Here is a 23,429-nt window from a genome sequence, read left to right on the forward strand (position 1 = left end):
CGTACGCGGTGTGCGACAGCAAAACGGCGCCCTGCGGCGCCGTTTCAGAAAAATCCATTGCCGGCTCACGTCAGGCGCTGACGTTGCCCTTCTTTTCCTTCTGCTCGGAATAGATGTAGAGCGGCCTGGCGTTGCCTGACACCACCTCTTCCGAAATAACCACTTCGCGCACGCCTTCCAGTGCCGGCAGCTCGAACATGGTGTCGAGCAGGATCGCTTCCATGATCGAACGCAGGCCGCGTGCGCCGGTCTTGCGCTCGATGGCGCGCTTGGCGATCGCCGACAGCGCGTTCTCATGGAAGGTCAGGTCGACATTCTCCATCTCGAACAGCCGCTGATACTGCTTGACCAGCGCGTTCTTCGGTTCGGTCAGGATCTGGATCAGCGCCGGCTCGTCGAGATCCTCCAGCGTCGCCAGGACAGGCAGACGGCCGACGAACTCGGGAATGAGGCCGAACTTCAACAGATCCTCAGGCTCGACCAGGCGGAAAACATCGCCGGTGCGGCGATCCTCGGGCGAAGCGACGATGGCGCCGAATCCGATCGAGGTCTTCCTGCCGCGATCCGAGATGATCTTGTCCAGGCCGGCGAAAGCGCCGCCGCAGATGAACAGGATGTTGGCGGTGTCGACCTGCAGGAATTCCTGCTGCGGATGCTTCCTGCCGCCCTGCGGCGGCACGGAGGCGACAGTGCCTTCCATAATCTTCAAAAGTGCCTGCTGCACGCCCTCGCCCGACACGTCGCGGGTGATCGAGGGATTGTCCGACTTGCGCGAGATCTTGTCGATCTCGTCGATATAGACGATGCCGCGCTGGGCGCGCTCGACATTGTAGTCGGCCGACTGCAACAGCTTCAGGATGATGTTTTCGACGTCCTCGCCGACATAGCCGGCCTCGGTCAACGTCGTCGCGTCGGCCATGGTGAAGGGGACGTCGATGATGCGGGCCAGCGTCTGCGCCAGCAACGTCTTGCCGCAGCCGGTCGGGCCGATCAGCAGGATGTTCGACTTCGCCAGCTCGACGTCGTTGTTCTTGCCGGCATGGGCGAGGCGCTTGTAGTGGTTGTGGACGGCCACCGACAGCACGCGCTTGGCGTAAGGCTGGCCGATGACGTAGTCGTCGAGAACCTTGAGGATTTCCTGCGGGGTCGGCACGCCCTCGCGCGACTTCACCATCGAGGTCTTGTTCTCCTCGCGGATGATGTCCATGCACAGTTCGACGCATTCGTCGCAGATGAACACCGTCGGCCCGGCGATCAGCTTGCGCACTTCGTGCTGGCTTTTGCCGCAAAACGAGCAATAAAGCGTGTTCTTGGAATCACCGCTGTTGTTGCCGACCTTGCTCATTTTCATGTCCTTTCATGGCCGCCCGCCGATGGTCTGGTTGAAAGGGCGCATATTCAATCTATCGCGGGAATCCGCCGCCGCCAGTGCCCCGGCTCCCGCAACGCATTCCGTACGAAACACAAATCGGAAAACGGGGCAATGATTCGAACAACCCCACGCAAAGCTAAGCCGTCGAAAATCAACATAGCCTTAACGTAGGCAATTGCACCCGTCGAGGGAACAGCCAATTGTGGCCGAAATGCCGCAAGCTGCGCCAAAAGCGCGTGATCCCGCCACTCATTGCCACCGCGGAGCCACCGCGGGCCTATAAGGCAATACCTTCGACCGGCTCACGTGACGAAATGACCTTGTCGATGAGGCCGAAATCCCTGGCCTCGTCGGCAGTCATGAAATGGTCACGGTCGAGCGTTTTTTCAATCTCATCATAACTCTTGCCGGTGTGCTTGACGTAAACCTCGTTGAGGCGGCGCTTCAGCTTGATGATGTCCTGGGCATGGCGCTCGATGTCGGAAGCCTGGCCCTGGAAACCGCCGGAAGGCTGGTGGACCATGATGCGGGCGTTCGGCGTGGCAAAGCGCATATCCTTGTGGCCCGCCGTCAAGAGCAGCGAGCCCATCGAGGCGGCCTGACCGATGCAGAGCGTCGACACCGCAGGCTTGATGAACTGCATGGTGTCGTAGATCGCCATGCCGGAGGTGACGACGCCGCCGGGCGAGTTGATATAGAGGTTGATTTCCTTCTTCGGATTCTCCGCCTCGAGGAACAGCAGCTGCGCGCAGACCAGCGTCGCCATGCCATCCTCGACCGGGCCGGTGATGAAAATGATGCGCTCCTTGAGGAGCCGCGAGAAAATGTCGTAGGCCCGCTCGCCGCGATTGGTCTGTTCGACCACCATCGGAACGAGGTTCATGTAGGTTTCGACGGGGTTCTTCATGGACTATCCCTTTTTGAGGATGGGATTCCGGCGCCGGAGATTTGCAATCGGGCAGAATCGGTTCTGGATCGTTATTGTGTAAATAGGATGCCGGCTCACCCTAGCGCAAGGCCGCCTCTCCTAGCCACTTGGTTAAAACGAATCAAGCTTGCCGGACGGTGCCCGGAGGACGCGGCACGGATCCTGGTGGATTGACTTCACCTCTTTGATCCCACGGTTTCGCGCGGCCATGGTGGCACTGGCGTTGCTCGCAACGCGAAGGGCCTGGAACGTCGTATCGGGCGAGGAAGATTGACTGCGTTCCCGGGACGGCTAAGTAGCTGCCTCCGCAGGATTAAGCAGGCATTACCTGGCCCAACAGAAGCCGAACGCGCAACCACTCACTGATACTTTTTGCGAGACCGCGAAGGAATTCGCCTCATCGAGTGCGATACGGATCAGCCTTGACCTGTCGCGGGGCCGGAACATGTTCTGAAACTCGTCCGGCAACGCGTCGGCGACCGACAGAATCTTTTCGACTGTTCCTCTTGCACGCTCGGTTCCGTTACCCACGTCGACCGCCATTCCTTCGCGCAGCGAAAACAGATAGTTGTCCGGCAGATAGGCGAGGACGTAGGACTTGCCGCCGTCGATCTGTAGAAGCGGATCGCCGAACCGCAGCACCTGGCCCGGGACCGGCACCTTGGCGCCAACGACCCCCTCCGTGACCGAGCGGATGTTTCCGCCGTCATATATGGCCTTTACCTCATCCATAGCCTCGCCCGATCTCGCACGGAATTGCGCCACCAGGGCGAGTTCGGATTTGGTCGCTTGCAGTTGACCGGTCAGATCAGCCAGATGTTCGGCGGCCTGGAAGCTGCCACGAACGGCTTCGTCCTTCGTCGAAGTCGAGACGATGCCTGCCGTGACGATGGTGTCGATTCTCGCAAGTGTCGTCCTGGTTTCACGCGCTGTCCGCTCGGCCAGCGGCATCACGGACTGGATCGCTTCGTGTCGGCTGTGGAGCTGGCCCTCGCGAACGGCGAGTTCACCCTGTCGCAACAGCAGCTCCGCGATCTCCTTGACCATGTCGAACGATTGAAGCTCGACGAGCAATGTACCGGGCTCGACCTTGTCTCCCGCCTTGACAAAGACATGCGTTACCTTGGCCGGATAGGCGGCATCGACGGCATACCGATCCTTCAGGACAATACCGTCCGCTGACAAGACGACCGCATCACCAATGAGGTAGTAGACGATCGAAGAGGAAAACAAACCGAGGAGAGCGAGGTAAACGATGCGATCCCAACTTCCCACACTCGCGCGCTGCTGTTTTCCCAGATTGTCCACTCGGACGTGTTTTCGAATGTATTTCATCTGAAGCTCGTTCTCTACCAGGGCCGCTCTAGCCGAACTTTGATCGGCGTGTAGTTGTCGCGATGTGAACCTGAGAACACCCATTCATCGATATAGGCGATCAATCGAACGGGTCTCATCACATAGGTCATGAACAGGGAGTAGCCGGGCAGGAACCATATGCTTCGCCAGAACCCCCGCCGCTCGGTGGTCCAACTGGCCAGCGCCAGCACAAACACGTCGAGAACCAGGAGACCGCACTGCATGCCGATGAGGATCGCGGGCGTGAAAGAGCCGTACTGGAGGGCAAGCCAGACGAGATAGAGCGGGAATATCGCTGCACCAACGACGTTGAAAAGGAGGAAATCCCATTGGTGTAGGGCCTCCGGAAGCCGGAAACCCGAGTCCGAGACACGAAACAGGCGGTAGTGTTTGCGAAAGCGTAGCCAAATGGCATCGCGCTCCCAGCGCAATCGCTGGCGGATATATTGGTATGCGGTTATCGGGACGTCCGTATAGCAGATCGCATCCGGGACATAGGCCATGCGCCAGCCCGCCCGCCGCAATCTCAGCGTGACATCCAGATCCTCGCCACCGCCTACGTCGAATCCCCCAACCCCCAAAAGGGCTTTGCGCCTGAAGGCGCTGAACGCTCCCGAAATGCAAACGACCTGATCGAGAGCTCCAGCAATACGCTTTCCGACCGAAATCGACTGTAAATATTCGATCTCCTGAAACTGGGCGACGATACTCGCGTGGCCGTTGCGCGGTGCAATATCGCCGCATGCCGCTCCAACCGCTGGATCCGAAAAGGGGCCGAGAATATTTTCGATCGCGTACCGATCAAACGAACAGTCGCAATCGACATTGATCAGTATGTCGCCTTTGGCTACGCGGCACGCCAGATTGATCCCGCTCGCCTTGCCGCCCCTCAGATCCGTCGAAATGATGCGCGAGGCATAACCTTTCTTGACCAGAGCTTGCGAGACCCTGCTCATCCGATCGGTCGAACCATCACTGACAATGACAACTTCGAAGTCATTGAAAGACTGTTCCCGCAACGAGCGGACGCAGGTTTCGATGGACTCAGCCTCATTATGGCCAACCAGAATGATGCTTACATTGGGCCGTAATGGTCGCTCATGCTCAATCGAACCCGCGGCATCACGCGAACGCATGGTCACAGCGGCCGCGACGAACGGAATGATGTAACGGGGGAACTCAAAGACCAGCGTGTACCAGAAAACGGAGGCCAGGCTCGCCGTCGATTGAGCTAGCAGGAATGCAAATCCGAGTTCGAGATCATTCAACGCGAGGCTTGCCCCGTTTTGGTCGCCACCCGAGGGCGAGGGTCAAGCTTTTCGCCCAAAGACGCCTCGCAGATTGAAAGCATTGCCGATATCTGCTCCGACAATGTCTCGTCGCCCTTCGCCGTCATGATGAAATAGTCGGCGGCGGCGCCTTTGTGCACCGATCCTGTCTCCGCAAGGTAATTGCTCAGGTTTTCGATGAAGAGACGGCGCAGTTTCTCAAACACGTCCTGGCCCTTTGATTTTATGAGCGAATCTCGTGCTCCGTAACGCAATTCCGTGACCGCCAACGGCGGGCCCTTCGCTCCGGTCATGCGTGCGCGGTCGAGTTCCTGAACCAGGGATGGCGGCAACCCCAACAAGGACGTTGGCAGCTTTTTCTCCGGACTGGTGAGCAGAGACAGCGCCTGATCCGTGAGTGCGTAGGAAAAAAAGTCGATACGTTTAACGCTGTCGCCATCAGCCCGCGCATCACAATCCTGGCAGACGAATCCAACAGCCGGCTCCGATGTCGAATCCTTGCACCTCCTGCAGATTTGCGAGTGGCCGGGCTTGTCATAGTCCTTTCCATAGTGACGCAATTGCTGGCTGCATTTGGGGCAGACCAGTGCGCTTCCCTGCCGAAAATCGCCTTCAGGACGAAGAGCCGCGCAACGATAATGATGAATAAGCTCGGCCTCGAACATATCGGCCGAACGGCAGGAGGGACATTCCTCGCGAACGGTAAGCCGCCGCGACCCGCAGGCGCCGCACTCATGCACGCGGTCGAAGAAGGTCTTAAGCAGAAGTCCGCGATGGGAGAGATCTTCGGCGATCGGGATCGTCTTGGCCGCCGACGGAAAGCCCGGATAGCTTATGGAGGCCGACGTCATCGGATAGCGCTTGGCTTCGATGCTTCTGCCGGCGACGAAGGCATGCGCAAGAAAGCGCGTTTCGGGCGTATTTGTCGAACGGATGTGCGCGGCAAGCTGTTCGCGGCGGCGGCGAAAATCGAGAATGCATTTTGCCGTCTCCGCCCAAGTCGTTTGCTGCATCAGATCGAAATGTACATCCGCGAACCGGCCGGCACGGCCGCCCAGATCGATGACAGGCACCATCGCCAGCGGAATGTGGTCACGCAGGTTGTCCAGCGGCGAGTTACGCCGCTCATCGGCCAGAAGAACGGCATCGATGTCCCCTTCCGACGAGGAGTCGAACATCGTGCGGTAGATCGCCGAATGCAGAACGACCACGCGTGGGAACCATTCGACGGCAGGCTTCCAGGACAATCCCATTCTGGCCCAGAGTGCCAGGCAAAGGTCGGTGAGTTCATGGCTTGCGGTGGAAGCCGTCGGTGCCGGCAGTTGCACAACGGATTTCGCAACAGGTTCTGCGGGCATGTCGGCCTCCATTTGCCCGGCGCTCGCAAAGGAACGCCGCCACAGGTACGACTTGCAGCCTGGGTGGAGGATCCAAGGGCAACGTCACATTTACTGAAAGGATTGTTGCAGGACGAGATATGCGGAAAACGCGGGATCGCATGCGACACCGGATGGCCAGCTACGTCCCCCCACGACGTTCCTGACCAGCGACCAAGTCAATCAACTCGAATACGTCAAATGTTATTCGTTGATTGTTAGCGGATGCTTAATTGGCAGCAAGAATTTGTGTGTCGGACTCAGGTAGTCGAATTAACGAAGTTTGATGAATCGCCTTTTCCACGACATGGCTTTCCCTACAGTTCAACGTTGAACCCGCTTCATGCGGTTCGAACAGGGGGAGTTCCATGACCAGGAAAGCTTCTTCCTTCGCCATTGCCGGCCTGACCATGCTCGGCACAATGTCGGAAACGGCGGCCGGCGGACGCGCGGTCGAATGCTACGAGCAGGTCAATCGGCCGGCCGTCTACGACACCGTCTACGAGGATGTGCTCGTCAGCCCAGCCGGCCAGCAGGTGGAATACGAGGCGCCAATCTACGGGACGCGCGAGCGCGTGGTGCAGATCGCGCCGGCGCGCGTCAGCTACGAGATCGTGCCCGCCATCACCCGCACCATCTACCGGTCCGTGAGGGTCGATGACGGCGGCTATTCCTGGGAATGGCGCATCATCAATGGCCGCAAGGTGCTGTGCAAGGTCAGGCACAAGGCGCGCTATGAACGCGTGGCCGAGATCGTCGTGATTGAGCCGGAACGCCGGCGGCGCGTTGTCCTGCCCGCCGAATACGAGAGCGTCGCCGAAGAGGTTCTCGTGCGGCCGGAGCAACAGCGCATCGTCGACATTCCGGCGTCTTATCAGACAGTGGCTCGCCGCGTGGTGGTCAGGGAGGGCTCATCCAGCTGGCGGCGCGTGCACATCCCACGCCACTGCCGGTACTAGCAGCCGCTCAGGCCACCTCTGCCCTGAGCCATTTCTTCAGGCCGTCGACATCGCCATTGCCGACGCAGGCCGCAACCCTTCTGCCGACTGCCGCGCCGAACTTGTAGCCGTGGCCGGAGCAGGCCGAGACGACCAGGCATCTGCCTTTCTGGTGTGCCAGAAATTTCTCGTCGGCGGTGAATGTGTAGGCGCAGGTGACCACCTCGGTGACCTTATACTCCTCGATACGGGCAAGCGGCGGCGAAAACAGGTTGCGGATCGCCTCACCCTCGCCCGGCACCGGCTGACGGTTCCAGTCGGCATCGCTGGTCGGCACCCTGTGCAGGCCCGAGCCGAATTTCATGCCGGCGCCGCCTGTCGGCGGGATTGCGTAGCCGTCGACAGTGCCGCCAATGTCGAGGACAACCGGCGCTGCCTGCCAGGCTGCCTGCAGATCCGCCGGCGGTTCGACATAGGCGAGCGCGGTGCGCCAGGTTTTCAGCTCGCCGTCCAGCTCCGGGAACAGTTTCAGCACCCAGGCGCCGGCAGCGACGACGATCCGGTCGGCCTGCATCGTTTCGCCGCCTGCCAGCACGATATGCCCGGCCTCGGCGTCGATCTCGACCACCTTGCTGTTTTCGTAGACATTGGCGCCGTTCGCGCGCAGCCATCTGGCGAGGCCGGCGGCGATCTTGCGGCAGTGCAGCGCGCCGCCGTCCGGCGAAAAATACGCATAGCGGAATGAACCGGGCTGCAGGAACGGCCAGCGTTCGACCGCGGCGTCCGGCTCGAACAATTCGAACGGGTAGTTCCCGGCTTCCATGCCTTCGCGGTATTCCTCGGCCTCATCGCCCGGCTGGCGCGAAATGCAGATGAAGCCGCGCGGATCGAGATGGCTTTCACCGAGATCGGCCCACATCTCATCCCAGGCTTCATAGGCTTCGGTGATCAGCCGGCCGTAGCCCGTTCCGGCCCGGTAGGCGCGGCGGATGATGCGATGATGGTCGCCCGACGCGGCAAGCGGATTGGGGATCGGTCCCTGCTCGACGATCGAGACGAGGTGCCCGGCCCTGACCAGTGACCACGCCGTGGATAGCCCGGCAATGCCTGCACCGACCACGATCACATTCATGAAAACCGTCCTTCCGCAACCGCTTCGGCGGCTCACCTCACTGGAGGGCCAACATACGGTCTGGCACCAGACTGGCAAGCCGCGCTAATGATCTGGCATGACCGAATTGAAGCCGCCCTACCTTGCTTTTGATCCAGCCACGCGTCGCCTGCGGCTCGATCCGCACGAGCCGGCGTTCTTCCAGAATCCGTACGAAGCCTACGCCTTCCTGCATGGCGCATCGAACGCCTTCTTCTGGGAGGAGTTTGGTTTCTGGTGCTTTGGCGGCTTCGACGACGTCAACCGGCTGCTGCGCGATCGCCGCTTCGGCCGGCAGAACCCGGCCGGCATTCCGGACAGCCGAGGCATCGGTCAGGACCGCACGCACCTCAGCGCGTTCGACGGCATCGAGGCCAATTCGATGCTGGAGCTGGAGCCGCCTGTCCACACACGGCTCAGAACGCTGGTCAACCGCGCCTTCGTCTCGCGCCAGGTCGAGCGGCTCAGGCCACGTGTCGAGGCGCTGGCCAACGAACTGATCGACCGTTTCGAACCAGGAGGAGTCGACCTGCTGCCGGCATTCGCAGCTCCCTTGCCGATTACCATCATTGCGGAAATGCTCGGCGTGCCGGTCGACATGGGGCCGCAGCTGCTCGACTGGTCGCATCGGATGGTCGCCATGTACATGCATGGCCGCACCCGCGAGACGGAGGACACGGCCAATCGCGCCGCGCGCGACTTTTCCGATTTTCTGCGCGGCTACGTCGCCGAGCGGCGAAAGAGGCCGGGCGAGGATCTTCTGTCGCTGCTGATTGCGGCACAGGAGGACGGCCAGAAACTGTCGGAGAACGAACTGGTATCCTCGGCCATCCTTTTGCTCAATGCCGGCCATGAAGCAACTGTCCACCAGACCGGCAATGCGGTGCGCTCGATCCTTGCGCAAGGCGGCGACCCGCGCCGCTTCTTCGCCTCACCGGAAGCAACAGCCGCGACGGTCGAAGAGTGCCTGCGCTTCGACGCGCCGCTACACATGTTCACGCGCTACGCCTATCAGGAGGCCGAGGCCGGGCCGGGGATCATCGTCCAGCCGGGCGAGACGATCGGTCTGCTGCTCGGCATGGCCAATCGCGACCCTACTGCGTTTGCCGAGCCCCTCGCCTTCAGGCCGGACCGTGCCGACCAGAAGAACGTGTCGTTCGGCGCCGGCATCCATTTCTGCATCGGCGCGCCGCTCGCCCGGCTCGAACTGCAGGTGTCGCTGAAAACCTTGTTCGAACGCCTGCCGCGGCTCCAAATGGCCGAACAGCCGCGCTTCCGTGACACGTATCATTTCCACGGGCTGGAAACGCTTGCCGTCAGAATCTGAGGACGGCTTCCGACGACAGGCTTCGAAGCCGGCTCCGGCGAATTCCGGTCAAATAGGTAACATCTCAAGGCCGCGAGTGCCAAATAATCGCTGATCGAACGATGAAGCTACCGGAAGCAGGACCTCACACTAACAATCCCGGATGCCTATAGAAATTCGGTCATGAAGCTTGAAGAGAGACGGGATTTGAATCTTTTTGCGTCGTCTCGCGGACGATGTCGAGGAAGGCCTTCAGCACCGGCGAGGGTTGTTCATGCCGGTAGATGATTGAAGTGTCGATAGACAAGGTTCGTCCCTGGATAGGGCGATAAACGACGCCGCTCCGGCGCAAATTTTGCAGACAGGCGGGCAGCAGCGAGACGCCCAGCCCGACGGATACAAGTCCGATGATTGTCTGCTTTGGCGTCGCTTCTCGAACGATCCTCGGGCTGAACCCGGATGAACGGCACAACCCGACGATCTCGTCATAGAGGGATGGATTGATGCTGCGCGGGAACTGAATCAACGCTTCGGAGGCCAAGTCGGCTAGCGCGACCTCTGCTTCCGAGGCTAGCCGATGCGTTTCCGGCAAGGCCACGATCAGGGGTTCGACCAGTATGCTTTCGACCTTCAATGCCTTGTGAACGACGGGAGGATGAACAAAACCGATATCGAGCTGGCGTTCGGCCACAGCCCTGACTTGATTGGGAATGCGCAGGTCGGTCAGGCTCAACTCGACCTCGGGATAGCGCTTGGTGAAGCGTTGGACGACAGAAGGCACCACGCTGTAGATAGCCGCGTCGATGAATCCGACAGCAAGATGGCCGGTTTCGCCACGATCGGCTTTGCGAGCAAGCTCCACCGCCTGCTCTGTCTGCTGAAGCACGGCCCTAACCTCATCAAGGAACACACGCCCCGCCGCAGTCAGCTCGACCTTGCGCTTGGTGCGCTCCAGCAAGCGCACACCCATCGCCTGTTCCAGTTGCTGGATCTGCTTTGTCAGGGGCGGCTGTGAGATATGCAAGCGCGCTGCCGCGCGCCCGAAATGCAGCTCTTCGGCGACGGCCATGAAGGACTGCATCAGCTTGTGGTTCATCTTCAGCCTTTAATTTCCCAAATAGAATTACCCATGGCTCAAACGATATTGGACGGAAAGTATCGGAATCTGCAAAATCCGGAAAGCTGCAAAATCCGGGAGACACGCTTTGAAAAATTCCGAGATTTCACGCCGCCAGATGCTGAAAGTGCCGCTCATCGGCGCGACGATCGCCGCGACATCTCAATCCGGTCTTGTCTGCGAGGCCCTTGCCCAACCCGTTCCAGCTTCGTCGCCAGCGCCCCCTGGCGCTTTCGCCCACAATGTCGAAGCTGTGGGCTATACCGATCTCGATCATCGCCCAGCCTTCAAAATGGCGATCAGGCAGGTTGGCGAACGTTGGTATCTCTACACTGGGCACTTCTGGCACTCCGGCTGGAGCATCGTGGACGTGACCGACCCGGCCAAGCCCGAGACGGTCAAGTTCGTGCCCTATCTCGGCACGAATACTTGGACTCTACAAATAGATTTGTCCGGCGACACGATGGTGACCGCCCTCGAAAAGCCCTTTGCTAATTTCGGCGGTGACCCCGACGCACCGTTCGGCGAAGGCGTTCTGATCTGGGATATCGCGGACCCCATCAATCCGAAACAACTCAGTCACTACCGCACCGGCGGAAACGGCACGCATCGCAACCTCTATCCCGGTGGACGTTATGTCCACCTTGCCGCCGGCATGCCGGGTTACAGGGGCAACATCTACGTCATCCTCGATATTTCGGATCGCTCGAATCCGCGCGAAGCCGGACGCTGGTGGGTGCCGGGCCAGCACGAGGCCGGCGGCGAGAGCTTTGCGGCTGCGAAGCCCGCCGCCGACCAGGAGACCGCCGATCGCTACCGGTTGCGACTGAAGCCGCAATGCATGTGCGGCGCCTTCTGCGCCAGCACGGGCGAGGATGTCTCGCTGCACGGCCCGCCTTATGTCACTGGCGATCTTGTCTATTTGCCTTATGGTGCGGCGGGAATCGTTGTGCTCGATATTAGCGATGTCTCCCAGCCGAGGCAGGTCGGCGGCCTGAGCTTCAGCCCTCCGTTTCACTCGCGCTTCGGTGTGCATAGCGTGCTGCCGATTCCAGAGCGCGGCATTGCCTTCGCCAATTCGGAGAACGTCACCTATGGACTTGGTCCGATGCATCACGCTTCGATCGTCGATATTTCCGATTCCAGTGAACCCTTTCTGCTGTCGCTGTTGCCCGAACCAGTGCCACCCGAAGGCGCTCCCTATTCGGATTTCACAACTCGTGGCGGCTGGCGCGGACCGCACAACATCAACCACCACCAGCATCATCCCGATGTCCAGAAACAAGGCGATCTGTTCTATATCGCGCACTTCAACGCCGGGCTCAGGGTCTATGACGTCTCGAATACTCGGCTTCCGCGCGAGGTCGGCTACTTCATCCCGCCGGAGCCAGTCCGACGCTACGGCCCTATGCCGGAAGACAAGCTGGTTGTTCAGACCGAGGACGTGGTCGTGGACCGGCGCGGCTTCATTTACATAACTGACAAGAACCAGGGGCTCTGGATTCTCCGCTACACCGGCCCGCGGCCGGAAACGGATCGAACGTGACGGTCACATTCACCCTGAATGAAGCCTTAGTCGGAGCGCGGAAGCGGAGGCAGTCATGATTTGCTGGGAAAGTTTCATGGCACCGCGGCATTATGAGCCGATACGGATTTTCCGACACGGACATCGATCGCCTTTTGTAAAGTCCGGCGCGATGCGAGATCAAAGCTTGATCACATACTCCTTGCGCGTCGTTTCAAGCACTTCCCAGCTTCCTCTAAAGCCCGGCCTGAGCACGAAACTGTCGCCTGCCCTGACGGTGCGCGCGTCGCCACCATCTTCGGCGATCACCGAAACCCCTGACAGGATGTGGCAGAACTCCCACTCATCATATTCGATGCGCCATTTGCCTGGCGTTGCTTCCCAGACGCCGGCATAGAGGCCGCCGTGCTGTTCCTCGACATTCCAGGTGCGGAATTTCGGATCGCCCGAAATCAGGCGATCCGGCGCTGGTGCGCCAAGTTCCGGTTCGACGGCGTCGACGCCGACGGAAAGAAATTTCGGCGTGGCCATGGCGATCAAACCTTGGCGAGAGCCTGTTCCAGATCGGCGACGATGTCGTTGACGTCCTCGATGCCGACCGAAAGCCTGACCGTGTCAGGCCCTGCCCCGGCGTTGATCTTCTGCTCGTCGGAAAGCTGGCGATGCGTGGTCGATGCCGGGTGGATGACCAGCGACTTGGTGTCGCCGACATTGGCCAGATGCGAGAACAGTTCGAGCGCCTCGACGAACTTGATGCCCGCCGCATAGCCGCCCTTCAGCCCGAATGTGAACACCGCGCCGGCGCCAAGCGGCGAGTACTTCTTCTGCAACGCGTTGTTCTTGTCGCTGGGCAGGCCGGGATAGGAAACCCAGGCGACCTTGGGATGGTTGGAAAGCCATCCGGCGACCGCCGCCGCATTGTCGCAGTGGCGCTGCATCCTGAGCGGCAAGGTTTCCAGACCGGTCAGGATAAGGAATGCGTTGAACGGCGAAATCGCCGCGCCGATGTCGCGCAGGCCGAGCACGCGAGCAGCGATGGCGAAGGCGAAATTGCCGAAGGTCTCGTGCAGGACGAGGCCGCCATATTCGGGGCGCGGCTCCGACAGCATCGGATACTTGCCCGACTTCGACCAATCGAACGTGCCGCCGTCGACAATGGCGCCGCCGATCGAATTGCCGTGACCGCCGATGAACTTGGTCAGCGAATGCACGACGATGTCGGCGCCATGCTCGATCGGCCGCAGCAGATAGGGCGAGGCCAGCGTGTTGTCGACGATCAGCGGCAGGCCGTGCTTGCGGGCGATGTCGCCGATCTTCTCGATATCGACGAAGACGCCGCCGGGATTGGCTAGGCTCTCGATGAAGATTGCCTTGGTCCTGTCGTCGATCTGGCTCTCGAAGGTCGAGATGTCATTGGTGTCGGCCCAGCGCACCTGCCAACCGAAATTCTTGAAGGCGTGGCCGAATTGGTTGATCGAGCCGCCGTAAAGCTTTGTCGCTGAAACGAAATTGTCGCCGGGCTGCATTAGATTGTGGAAGACCAGCACCTGCGCGGCATGGCCGGAGGCGACCGCAAGGCCTGCCGTGCCGCCTTCGAGTGCCGCGATGCGCTCTTCCAGCACCGCCTGCGTCGGGTTCATGATGCGGGTATAGATGTTGCCGAACGCCTTCAGCCCGAACAGCGAGGCGGCATGGTCGGCATCGTCGAAGACGAAGGAGGTGGTCTGGTAGATCGGCGTCGCGCGTGCGCCCGTCGCCGGATCCGGCTTGGCGCCGGCATGGACGGCGAGCGTATTGAAACCGGGCGTGCGGGCCATCGAAAAACCTCCCTCAATGGTGAATGGTGAATGGTGAATGGTGAATGGCAAAGTCGGCCAGCCCCACCCTGATTGCAAGCGGCTCATATGCCGCCTTGCCGGCCTTCCAGAAAAATCTTTCTATTCACCATTCTCTATTCACTACCTACTTCTGGCGAACGCCGAAACTCTGGAATCCCGGGCGCATCAGCGGCTTCTTCGAGGACAAGACGCCGGAATTGACGCCGGTCCAGCCGATCTCGCCGGACAGCTTGCCATATTCGATCTTGGGGCAACGGTTCATCACCACCTTGATGCCGACAGCCTCTGCGCGCGTCGCCGCCTCGTCATGGCGTATGCCAAGCTGCATCCAGATGACTTTCGGCAGCGGATCGAGCCGCAACACCTCGTCGACAATGCCCGGCACGGCAGCGGAAGCGCGAAACACGTCGACCATGTCGATTGGCTCTGGAACATCGGCCAGCCTGGCATAGGTCATCCGCCCGAGGATTTCCTTGCCGGCCTGGCCGGGATTGATCGGGAACACCGAAAACCCTTTGCCGAGCAGATATTTGAGCACGAAATAGCTCGGCCGCACGTCATTGGCCGACGCGCCAACCATGGCGATGGTCTTCACCGAATTGAGGATGCCGGCGATATAGGCGTTGTCGTAGGCGTCGTGGTTCATGCCTCGTCATACAGCGCTTCAGAGTGAGGTGCCAACAGCCGAGCAAGTGGCTTGCAATGGGCCAGGGAGAACGTCGTCAGGCCGGCAGCGAAATCGATCCGTCTTCCGCGATCGGAAAAGCCGGATTGTGCGCGACTTCCCAGACATGCCCGTCGGCATCGGCGAAATAGCCGTACCAGCCGCCCCAGAAGGCGCGCCCGGCCGGCTTGACGATCTTGCCGCCAGCCTTCTCAGCCGCCGCAAGCACTTCGTCGACCTCGGCGTCAGAGCGGGTGTTGTAGGCGAGGTAGACGGCCGACGGCGCCTTCGAGAAGCTGACGCCCGAATCCTCTTCGGCGCTTGGGCGCGGAAACAAGCCAAGAATGGCGCCGCCCATCTGGAAGAAGGCAACGCCGTCGGTGATCCCGGCATGGCGGGTCAGGCCCATCGCCTCATAGAAGCGCGTCGCACGGTCGAGATCGTCGGTGGCGATGGTGACGATGGAGATGCGCGGTTCCATATCCGCCTCCTACTCCTCCGGCCATTCCGGCTTGCGCTTGCCGATGAAGGCGCCAATGCCCTCTTCCGCATCGCGCGCCAGCATGTTCTCGACCATGACGCGCCCGGTGTAATCATAGGCCTCGGCCAGCCCCATTTTTGCCTGTTCGTAGAAGGCTTCCTTGCCGATCTTGACGACCAGAGAGGATTTGGACGCAATGGTTTGCGCGTATTTGGTGACAATCTGATTCAGATATTCGCGCGGCACGACGCGGTTGACCAAGCCGAATTCCTTGGCGGTTGCCGCATCGATCGTCTCGCCGGTCAAAAGCATCTCCATGGCGTGCTTGCGCGAAACGTTGCGCGACAGCGCCACCATCGGCGTCGAGCAGAACAGTCCGATATTGACGCCAGGCGTGCAGAAGGTCGCCTCGTGCGAGGCGATGGCGAGATCGCAGCTGGCGACCAACTGCAATCCGGCCGCCGTCGCCAGACCGTCGACTTCGGCGATCACCGGCTTAGGATGGCGAACGATCGCCTGCATCAGCGCGGCGCAGGCGGAAAACGTCTTTTCGAAGAAGCCCCTGCCGCGATCGGCATCGGCGCGGTGCGCGCTCAACTCCTTGAGGTCGTGCCCGGCGCAGAACACTTTGCCGGTCGCCCCAAGGACGATGACGCGGACGGATTTGTCGGCCTTGGCGCGGTCGAGTTCCGCCGTCAGCGCCGCCATCACTGCAAGCGAAAGAGCGTTGGCCGGCGGATTGGCGAGCGTCAGGCGCAGCACACCGTTGTCCAGCCTGGAGACGACCGGCCCTTCGGCAACGGCAGGCTTGATGGCGACGATTTCGGCCATAGGTCGTTCCTCCGCGAATCCGGACCGCTGATGGACAAATCTAGTATGCCGTCTCGCTTCGTCCAACTCCCTCGTCCGCTACTGCCCTAATGAATGGCTGTTGCCAGAAACGCCACGTCGCGTTCATACAAGCAGGGCGCAAACCGGGAGACTGAAATGCCCGCCCACAGCAATCTCAAGCCGGTGCTGACGGCTGCCGAAATCAACGCGCTGATGGCGACCATTTTCCCGCAGCTCAACGACCAGTTCACCTTCTACGAGGCGTTGGAGGTGTTTCCAGGCGGCTGTGTCGTGCGGCTCAACGCCGACGAGCGCCATTTGCGTCCCGGCGGCACCGTGTCGGGTTCGGCGCTGTTCACGCTGGCCGACATAGGCGGTTATGTCTGCGTGCTCTCGCATGCCGGACCGGATGCGCTTTCGGTCACCACCAGTCTCAACATCAATTTCGTCCGCAAGGCCGAGGCCGGGCCGATCGACGGCCATTGCCGCATCCTCAAGCTCGGCAAGAGCCTGATGGTGTTCGATATCGACATCGTCGCCGGCGCGGAGGGACACACGGTAGCGCACGCAACGGGCACCTATTCGATCCCGCCAAAGCGGATTGATGGTGTGGTAAAATAATACCTTTCATCCAAGGCATTGTTTTTGCTGGATTTTGATAGCTCGCCGACATTTCATGCGCCTTGACGCGGTCGAACCCCTCCCCTATAAGCCCCCACGGAACAGCGGCCCGCAAAGGCCGCCGTTTTGTTATTGGCGGCGGGCAAGCGCCTTTCGCCAATCCAAGCAACAAGAAACGCCTTCTTTTGAAGGTCCGAACCGAAAGCAACAATCCATGGCAACCTTTTCGCAGAAGCCTGCGGATGTGGTGAAGAAGTGGGTGCTGATCGACGCCGAGGGTCTCGTCGTCGGCCGTCTCGCCACTGTCATCGCCAATCATCTTCGCGGCAAACACAAGCCCACCTTCACCCCGCACGTCGACGACGGCGACAACGTCATCGTCATCAATGCCGACAAGGTGGTGTTCACCGGCAAGAAGTTCACCGACAAGGTCTATTACTGGCACACCGGCCACCCCGGCGGCGTCAAGGAGCGCACCGCGCGCCAGCTGCTCGAGGGTCGTTTCCCCGAACGTGTCGTCGAGAAGGCCGTCGAACGCATGATCCCGCGTGGCCCGCTCGGCCGTCGCCAGATGAAGAACCTCCGCGTCTATGCAGGCACGGAACATCCGCATGTCGCCCAGCAGCCCGTCGTCCTCGACGTGGCCAAGCTGAACGCCAAGAACAAGAAGGTTTCGTAAGATGGCTGAGCTTTCCTCGCTCGCAGAACTCGGAGCTGCCACCGGCAATACCAACACCCAGCCGGCCGCACCCGTCCACGTCCAGAAACTCGATAAGTCGGGCCGCGCCTACGCCACCGGCAAGCGCAAGAACGCCATCGCCCGCGTCTGGGTGAAGCCCGGCTCCGGCAAGATCGTCGTAAACGACAAGGTGTTCGCCGAATATTTCGCGCGTCCGGTGCTGCAGATGATCCTCAACCAGCCGATTATCGCCGCCAATCGCGCCGGCCAGTACGACATCGTTGCCACCGTCATCGGCGGCGGCCTTTCCGGCCAGGCGGGTGCCGTGCGCCACGGCATCTCCAAGGCGCTGACCTATTACGAGCCGGCGCTGCGCGCCGTGCTCAAGAAGGGCGGCTTCCTGACCCGCGACAGCCGCGTCGTCGAGCGCAAGAAGTACGGCAAGGCGAAGGCCCGCCGCTCCTTCCAGTTCTCGAAGCGTTAAACAGAGACCTGTTTTCTATCGATTTTTTCAGAGGGGCTGCGTATTCGCAGCCCCCTTTTCTTTGTCGACATAGCAATCCCGCATCTTCAGGTGACCCAACGTAATATTAGTTGTATCTTAATTACAGGCGCGTTCCAGATCCCAGGGCAGCAGCCAACTCCACAGAGCGGGAGCTGTGCACGTTGCGACGCGCCGGTAACCCGACGCTCGCGAAGGAGGAGGCAATGCGCATCCATTCCAGCAGTGCGTTTCTGGCAGCTGTCGCCGCCACTTGGGCATTCGCCGCGCCTGCGGCCGACAAAAGCGACGAGCAGCTGATCGAGAATGCGATTACAGCAGCACCGGCGGCTGTCGGCAAAAACGCCGCCGTCGTGAATTGGGAGATGAAAACGTTGAGGAAGGGCACCAACGGTTTCACTTGCATCCCGGACGACCCGAGCACTCCCGCCGACGACCCAATGTGCACGGATGAGAACGGGATGGCGTGGATGCACGCGATCATGTCCAAGAAGGAGCCGCCTGCAGGGAAAGTTGCTTTCGCCTACATGCTAAAAGGAGGCGATGCGGCCAGCAATACCGACCCCTTTGCAACCAAGCCGCCGGAGGGAGCCGAATGGCTGCATGATGGTCCGCACGTGATGGTCATGAACGCACCAGACATGATGGCCTTGTATCCCCACGAGCCGAACCCCACACAACCATACGTCATGTTTCCCGACACGCCCTACGCGCACCTGATGATTCCAGTCAAATAGATCAAGCAAGACCTGCCGCGAAACGTAGTGGCGGGTCACCTGAGGGAAGGGAGCCGCGCTTATTTTCGGGCGCGGCTCTCCTGGGTGTCAGGGCTGGCCGGCGGACGCCTTGATGAAGTCAATGAACGCCCGCAACGGTGCCGGCACGAGGCGCCGGCCGGGATAGTAAAGGAACGGCCCGGAGAAGCTCTGCCACCAGGGTTCAAGCAGCGGTTCGAGCGCCCCGCTCTCGAAGTGAGGGCGTAGCCAATCCTCGAACAGGCTGATGATGCCCGTGCCGGCGATGGCTGCATCGACTTTGAGGTCAGTCGCCCCGCCCAGGGTCACGAGAAGCGGCCCCGTCGGGTCGACCCGCACCACCTCGCCGTCGCGCTCGAATTCCCACGGCGGCATCGCACGGCTGGCAAAGCGGCCGCGCAGGCAGGCGTGGCCGAGCAGGTCGCGCGGGTGTTGCGGCCGGCCATGACGATCCAAGTAGGCCGGGCTGGCGGCGGTGGCGAAGCGCTGCACGCGCGGTCCGATCGGCACAGCGATCATGTCCTGCTCCAGCCGCTCCTCATAGCGAATGCCGGCGTCGCACCCCGCCGCCAGCACATCGACGAAGCTCTCCTCCGAGATCACCTCCAACCGGATGCCTGGATAGGCGGCGAGAAAAGGCGGAACGATGCTGGGCAGTACCAGCCGCGCCGCGCTGACCGGCACATTGAGGCGCAACGTACCTGCCGGCCTGTCGCGAAAGCCGTTCACTACGTCGAGAGCCGACTCCACCTCGGTCAAGGCAGGACCGAGCCGCGCCAGCAGGCCTTCGCCGGCTTCCGTCAGGACAACGCTGCGGGTCGTCCGGTTGAGCAGCCTGACACCGAGCTGCGTCTCCAGGCGCCGCACCGCCTCGCTCAAGCCGGACGCACTGCCGCCGCTGGCGCGTGCCGCATCCCGAAAGCCTTTGGCGCGCGCTACGGCCACGAAGGCGTTCAGGTCCCCGAGATCAATCTGCATTGTTCGTCATTCCGCACAGCCCGTGCGAATTGTAGCCAATTATCATGAGATCGGACAGCGTCTATCTGTGCACCGTTCCTGAAGGAGAAAGACCATGTCCAGCGTCGACCAGTCCGGCACATTCATCCTCGGCGACCGCAAGGTGAGACGGCTCGGCTACGGCGCCATGCAGCTCGCAGGGCCAGGCGTCTTCGGCCCACCAAAGGACCACGACGCGGCATTGGCCGTACTGCGCGAAGCCGTTGCACAAGGCGTCAACCACATCGACACCAGCGACTTCTATGGCCCGCAGGTGACCAACCTGTTGATCCGCGAAGCGCTCGCACCCTATCCCGACGACCTCGTTATTGTCACCAAGATCGGTGCCCGACGCGGCACGGATGGCTCGTGGCTGCCGGCTTTCTCGGCAGAAGAGCTGACACAGGCGGTGCACGACAATCTGCACAATCTCGGACTCGACGTGCTGGAGGTGGTCAACCTTCGGGTCATGTTCGACGCGCATGGCCCCGCCGAAGGGTCGATCGAGGCGCCGCTTGCGACGCTTGCCGAGCTCCAGCGACAGGGCCTCGTGCGCCACATCGGGCTGAGCAACGTCACCGCCGCACAGATCGCCGAAGGCCGCCGGATGTGCAGGATCGTCTGCGTGCAGAACCAGTACAATCTGGCGCATCGGGGCGATGATGCCTTGATCAACGATCTCGCCCGCGACGGCACCGCCTATGTGCCGTTCTTCCCGCTTGGCGGCTTCAACCCGTTGCAGTCGTCGACCTTGTCCAAGGTCGCCGCACGCCTCGGCGCCACGCCCATGCAGGTCGCGCTCGCCTGGCTGCTTCGCCGCGCGCCCAACATTCTTCTGATTCCCGGCACGTCTTCCGTCGCGCATCTCAGAGAGAACCTCGCCGCTGCCGACCTCGAACTGTCGGACGATGTCATCAAGGAGCTGGATGGTGTGGCAATGGCGGCCTGCGGGTAGATTGCCGAAGGCAGTGATGAGCCAATCTCCCCCAAGTGGGTTCCCTTGCGGGGGAGATTGCCGGCAGGACAGCGAAGGCGCGACCTTGCAGGCGGAACCGCCGAGGCGCTGAAGGATCGTCGCATTTTTCTGCTACTACGCCACATTTTGTTCTTGCTTTGTGCCGGCAGCTATGCTACTAATCTGGGTATGGTGCTAATTGGCTCCAGCGACCCGCCCACGGAGGCGGGTTTTCTGTTTCTGGGTTCCTTCGAAAGTTTGGCGCTGTCGGCCTGGGGTCGGCGGGACAGCGCCCTTCTGCCCTGCCGGGCATCGTCACCACAAGAGGGAGATCCAATTCTCGCCGCGCCGGTCTAGTTGATGCTGGCCGTGTTGGCCGGCTCGGCCGGGCGCTTCTCACCGGCATAGGGCACGCGAAAACCGTTCGCCGCCAGCCAACTGATGGCGGCCTTCGGTTCGTCGGTCTGGATGATGGTGGCGCCGCGCTCAACCCAGAAGCCATAAGTCTCGCGCGGCAGGCTGGCCGCAACCGCCAGCTCGTCGCCGCGACCGCCGGCGAGGAAGCCGCCCGGCTTGTTGACGATGGCATAGGTGTCGGCCCAGATGTGCCAGTCGCCCCTCACCGCCAGCGCGCGCATGCGCGGGCTGAACAGCGGGCCGCCGGTCTCGGTCAGTGTCTCTGATCCCGTGCGCCAGTTGATCATCTCGACCGCGCGCATCGGGAAGGCCCGGCCCACTTTCTCGGCAAACATGGCGTCGCGAACCGCGTCATCGGCGATAATCGGCATGAACTGGAAGCCGCTGCCGATCGCGTCCATGGCGGCCTTGACACTGGCAATCCGCTCCGCATTCCACAGGTTCTCCTTGACGATCACCTGTTCGGCCATGTCGAGGTCGCGCGCAACCGCGACCATGCCGACGAGGCTTTCGGTGTCGAGCTTGTTGTCGAGATTGATGAGGATCCTGTCCCTGGTCGTCATCAACATCTCGCGCAATGTCGAGACCGTCTCGCCCGTAACGGCGCCGGTGCCTTCGATCACCAAACGGCACGTCTTGAGTTCGGCCATCGTGCGGTTGACCACCTCACCCTTGCAATTCGTCGTGCGGTCGAGCCAACTGTCATGCATGACGACGAACTGTCCGTCCTTCGAGCGCCTTATATCGACCTCGACGATTTCGGCGCCCATTGCGATCGACGCCTCGGCGGCGGCGATCGAATTTTCGGGATAGAGCGTCTTGCCGGATTGCATGCCGCCGGCGCGGTGCGCGGCCACTATCACATGGTCGCGCCATTGGTTGGCGTGCTCGAAGCGGTCGAGAATCTGCCTGGCGCGCGTTTCGCCTGCCGATGCCTGGCCAAGGGAGAGCGCCAGCGCCGCGGAAAATAGAAGGCTCAACCAAATCGTTCGCATGAGACAGGTCATTCGCACGAGAATCGCTCCGTACCGGGATCGCACCCCGGTTAAGCGATGCCCGTGACAGGCAGGTGAACGAAGCCGGCTTGCAAAATGCCGGAAAATCAGGTCAGCGCCGGCCGAAGCAGTCTTCGGCGGCTACTTTCGGTTGCTTGCCAGGCAATCTCATGGCGAGCCATGCCGGGTTCGCCTGGCGAGCAAGGATTTGTGACCGGATCGAATGGCCATGATCCTCCGCAGGGGTCGCAATTCTGAGAATTATGTCCAATAAGGTTGCGCGTCGACGCACAGGAGATCGCTTCATGCCGCCAAGGACCATCGATCATGCCTTCACCACCCGCTCCAGGACGGGTGCGTCGTTCGAGCCGACCTATGCCGGCGCCCTGTCGTTCATGCGGCGCAAATATTCGAAGGACGTGAAGGACGCCGATGCGGTGGTGTGGGGCATTCCCTTCGACGCTGCGGTCACCAATCGGCCGGGCGCCCGTTTCGGGCCGCAGGCAATCCGCCGCGCCTCGGCCATCCTCGACAACGACCCGCAATATCCGTTTTCGCGCGATCTGTTCGAACAGCTTGCCGTGGTCGATTATGGCGACTGCCTGCTCGACAGCGGCAATCACCAGAAGACGCCTGCCACGATCGAACGCGAAGCGGCCAAGATCCTGAAATCCGGCGCCTTTCTGCTGTCACTCGGTGGCGATCACTTCGTCACCTGGCCGCTGCTCAAGGCGCATGCCGCCATCCATGGCCCGCTGGCTCTGGTGCAGTTCGACGCACACCAGGACACCTGGCCCGACGACGGCAAGCGCATCGATCACGGCTCCTTCGTCGGCCGTGCAGTCAAGGAGGGCATCATCGACCCCGACCGGTCGATCCAGATCGGCATCCGCACCCATGCGCCCGACACGTTCGGCATCAAGATCCTGTATGGCCATGAAGTGGAGGAAATGCGTGCGTCCGACATCGCGTATGCCATCGTCGACCGTACGGGCGGCAAGAAGACCTACGTCACTTTCGACATCGATTGCCTGGACCCGGCTTTTGCGCCCGGCACCGGAACGCCGGTCGCGGGAGGCCCGTCTTCGGCAAAGATCCTGTCGGTGCTGCGCCAGATCAACCAGCTCGATATCGTCGGCGCCGACGTCGTCGAGGTTGCGCCAGCCTATGATCACGCCGATATAACGGCGATTGCCGGCTCGATGGTGGCCATGCACTATCTCGGGCTGCTGGCGGAACGAAAGGCCCGGCTCGAGGAAATGAACCAAGGCAATCACAGCGTTGCCGGATTGAATCAGGCGAGCGGCATATAGCTTTGAGATAACAGGAATTTTGGCA

23 protein-coding genes are annotated in these 23,429 nt (G+C 61.2%); 9 read left to right on the top strand and 14 right to left on the bottom strand.

All coding sequences use genetic code 11. From position 1 onward, the window contains the following. Positions 1–70: 70 nt before the first annotated feature. The 5 genes from clpX to NKJ15_RS22285 form a co-directional block, all read right to left on the bottom strand. A complete protein-coding gene (clpX, locus tag NKJ15_RS22265) occupies positions 71–1,345 on the bottom strand; it encodes an ATP-dependent Clp protease ATP-binding subunit ClpX (protein ID WP_006332719.1) in 1,275 nt (424 codons plus the stop codon). A gap of 304 nt (positions 1,346–1,649) precedes the next feature. Next, positions 1,650–2,279 (bottom strand): ATP-dependent Clp protease proteolytic subunit, encoded by a 630-nt coding sequence (locus tag NKJ15_RS22270; RefSeq protein ID WP_023674655.1) that lies wholly within the window; start codon positions 2,277–2,279, stop codon positions 1,650–1,652. Positions 2,280–2,624: 345 nt separating this feature from the next. After that, positions 2,625–3,635 carry an HlyD family secretion protein gene (locus NKJ15_RS22275; RefSeq protein ID WP_352817610.1) on the bottom strand — a complete coding sequence of 337 codons (1,011 nt, stop codon included), beginning with the start codon at positions 3,633–3,635 and terminating at the stop codon, positions 2,625–2,627. Between the two features lie 14 nt (positions 3,636–3,649). After that, complete coding sequence (locus NKJ15_RS22280; RefSeq protein WP_352471966.1) at positions 3,650–4,924, bottom strand: glycosyltransferase family 2 protein; 1,275 nt, start codon at positions 4,922–4,924, stop codon at positions 3,650–3,652. Continuing rightward, entirely contained in the window at positions 4,921–6,315 is a 1,395-nt protein-coding gene (locus NKJ15_RS22285) for a TackOD1 domain-containing metal-binding protein (RefSeq protein WP_352614129.1), read from the bottom strand. The genes NKJ15_RS22280 and NKJ15_RS22285 overlap by 4 nt, the downstream gene beginning before the upstream one ends. A gap of 374 nt (positions 6,316–6,689) precedes the next feature. On the opposite strand from NKJ15_RS22285, the gene NKJ15_RS22290 reads away from it, so the two are divergent. Then, positions 6,690–7,280 (top strand): hypothetical protein, encoded by a 591-nt coding sequence (locus NKJ15_RS22290; RefSeq protein ID WP_352542611.1) that lies wholly within the window; start codon positions 6,690–6,692, stop codon positions 7,278–7,280. Positions 7,281–7,287: 7 nt separating this feature from the next. Here NKJ15_RS22290 and NKJ15_RS22295 read toward each other — a convergent pair whose 3' ends face one another. Then, positions 7,288–8,391, bottom strand: a complete 1,104-nt coding sequence (locus NKJ15_RS22295) for an NAD(P)/FAD-dependent oxidoreductase (RefSeq protein WP_352817612.1) — start codon at positions 8,389–8,391, stop codon at positions 7,288–7,290. 97 nt (positions 8,392–8,488) lie between these two features. Here NKJ15_RS22295 and NKJ15_RS22300 point away from each other — a divergent pair, with 97 nt between their 5' ends. Beyond that, a complete protein-coding gene (locus NKJ15_RS22300) occupies positions 8,489–9,736 on the top strand; it encodes a cytochrome P450 (RefSeq protein WP_352614131.1) in 1,248 nt (415 codons plus the stop codon). Between the two features lie 160 nt (positions 9,737–9,896). Here the strand turns inward: NKJ15_RS22300 and NKJ15_RS22305 are convergent, their stop codons facing one another. Next, positions 9,897–10,811, bottom strand: a complete 915-nt coding sequence (locus NKJ15_RS22305) for a LysR family transcriptional regulator (protein ID WP_352471971.1) — start codon at positions 10,809–10,811, stop codon at positions 9,897–9,899. A gap of 109 nt (positions 10,812–10,920) precedes the next feature. On the opposite strand from NKJ15_RS22305, the gene NKJ15_RS22310 reads away from it, so the two are divergent. Beyond that, on the top strand, positions 10,921–12,378 hold the full coding sequence (locus NKJ15_RS22310; RefSeq protein ID WP_352449344.1) for an LVIVD repeat-containing protein: 1,458 nt from the start codon (positions 10,921–10,923) through the stop codon (positions 12,376–12,378). A gap of 159 nt (positions 12,379–12,537) precedes the next feature. Here NKJ15_RS22310 and NKJ15_RS22315 read toward each other — a convergent pair whose 3' ends face one another. The 5 genes from NKJ15_RS22315 to NKJ15_RS22335 all read right to left on the bottom strand — a co-directional run bounded on the left by NKJ15_RS22315 (position 12,538) and on the right by NKJ15_RS22335 (position 16,171). After that, positions 12,538–12,888 (bottom strand): cupin domain-containing protein, encoded by a 351-nt coding sequence (locus tag NKJ15_RS22315; RefSeq protein WP_352471974.1) that lies wholly within the window; start codon positions 12,886–12,888, stop codon positions 12,538–12,540. Between the two features lie 5 nt (positions 12,889–12,893). Then, positions 12,894–14,174: an O-acetylhomoserine aminocarboxypropyltransferase gene (locus tag NKJ15_RS22320; RefSeq protein WP_023674650.1), complete on the bottom strand. Its 1,281-nt coding sequence runs from the start codon at positions 14,172–14,174 to the stop codon at positions 12,894–12,896. 145 nt (positions 14,175–14,319) lie between these two features. Continuing rightward, positions 14,320–14,841 (bottom strand): CoA-binding protein, encoded by a 522-nt coding sequence (locus tag NKJ15_RS22325; RefSeq protein ID WP_352471975.1) that lies wholly within the window; start codon positions 14,839–14,841, stop codon positions 14,320–14,322. 76 nt (positions 14,842–14,917) lie between these two features. Then, entirely contained in the window at positions 14,918–15,340 is a 423-nt protein-coding gene (locus tag NKJ15_RS22330) for a VOC family protein (RefSeq protein WP_352471976.1), read from the bottom strand. Between the two features lie 9 nt (positions 15,341–15,349). Beyond that, the gene (locus NKJ15_RS22335) at positions 15,350–16,171 is read right to left on the bottom strand and encodes an enoyl-CoA hydratase (protein WP_352817615.1); all 822 of its coding nucleotides are present in this window, start codon (positions 16,169–16,171) and stop codon (positions 15,350–15,352) included. 156 nt (positions 16,172–16,327) lie between these two features. Here NKJ15_RS22335 and NKJ15_RS22340 point away from each other — a divergent pair, with 156 nt between their 5' ends. From NKJ15_RS22340 to NKJ15_RS22355, 4 genes are all read left to right on the top strand, one after another. After that, complete coding sequence (locus NKJ15_RS22340; protein ID WP_352817618.1) at positions 16,328–16,792, top strand: PaaI family thioesterase; 465 nt, start codon at positions 16,328–16,330, stop codon at positions 16,790–16,792. Positions 16,793–17,006: 214 nt separating this feature from the next. Next, positions 17,007–17,471 carry a 50S ribosomal protein L13 gene (gene rplM, locus NKJ15_RS22345; protein WP_023674645.1) on the top strand — a complete coding sequence of 155 codons (465 nt, stop codon included), beginning with the start codon at positions 17,007–17,009 and terminating at the stop codon, positions 17,469–17,471. Position 17,472: 1 nt separating this feature from the next. After that, the gene (gene rpsI / locus NKJ15_RS22350; RefSeq protein ID WP_023674644.1) at positions 17,473–17,955 is read left to right on the top strand and encodes a 30S ribosomal protein S9; all 483 of its coding nucleotides are present in this window, start codon (positions 17,473–17,475) and stop codon (positions 17,953–17,955) included. Between the two features lie 224 nt (positions 17,956–18,179). Further along, positions 18,180–18,710 (top strand): hypothetical protein, encoded by a 531-nt coding sequence (locus NKJ15_RS22355; protein WP_352817620.1) that lies wholly within the window; start codon positions 18,180–18,182, stop codon positions 18,708–18,710. Positions 18,711–18,797: 87 nt separating this feature from the next. Here the strand turns inward: NKJ15_RS22355 and NKJ15_RS22360 are convergent, their stop codons facing one another. Then, complete coding sequence (locus NKJ15_RS22360; RefSeq protein WP_352614137.1) at positions 18,798–19,706, bottom strand: LysR family transcriptional regulator; 909 nt, start codon at positions 19,704–19,706, stop codon at positions 18,798–18,800. 94 nt (positions 19,707–19,800) lie between these two features. On the opposite strand from NKJ15_RS22360, the gene NKJ15_RS22365 reads away from it, so the two are divergent. Further along, the gene (locus tag NKJ15_RS22365; RefSeq protein ID WP_352817622.1) at positions 19,801–20,679 is read left to right on the top strand and encodes an aldo/keto reductase family oxidoreductase; all 879 of its coding nucleotides are present in this window, start codon (positions 19,801–19,803) and stop codon (positions 20,677–20,679) included. Positions 20,680–21,032: 353 nt separating this feature from the next. On the opposite strand, the gene NKJ15_RS22370 is transcribed toward NKJ15_RS22365, so the two are convergent. Then, positions 21,033–22,091, bottom strand: coding sequence for a glycerophosphodiester phosphodiesterase family protein (locus NKJ15_RS22370; protein WP_352817624.1), 1,059 nt, complete (start codon positions 22,089–22,091; stop codon positions 21,033–21,035). A 305-nt stretch (positions 22,092–22,396) separates the two neighbouring features. On the opposite strand from NKJ15_RS22370, the gene speB reads away from it, so the two are divergent. Next, the gene (speB, locus tag NKJ15_RS22375) at positions 22,397–23,404 is read left to right on the top strand and encodes an agmatinase (protein ID WP_352471982.1); all 1,008 of its coding nucleotides are present in this window, start codon (positions 22,397–22,399) and stop codon (positions 23,402–23,404) included. Positions 23,405–23,429: the final 25 nt, after the last annotated feature.

The sequence above is a fragment of the Mesorhizobium sp. M0207 genome (genome assembly GCF_040321995.1).
GTDB lineage: Bacteria > Pseudomonadota > Alphaproteobacteria > Rhizobiales > Rhizobiaceae > Mesorhizobium.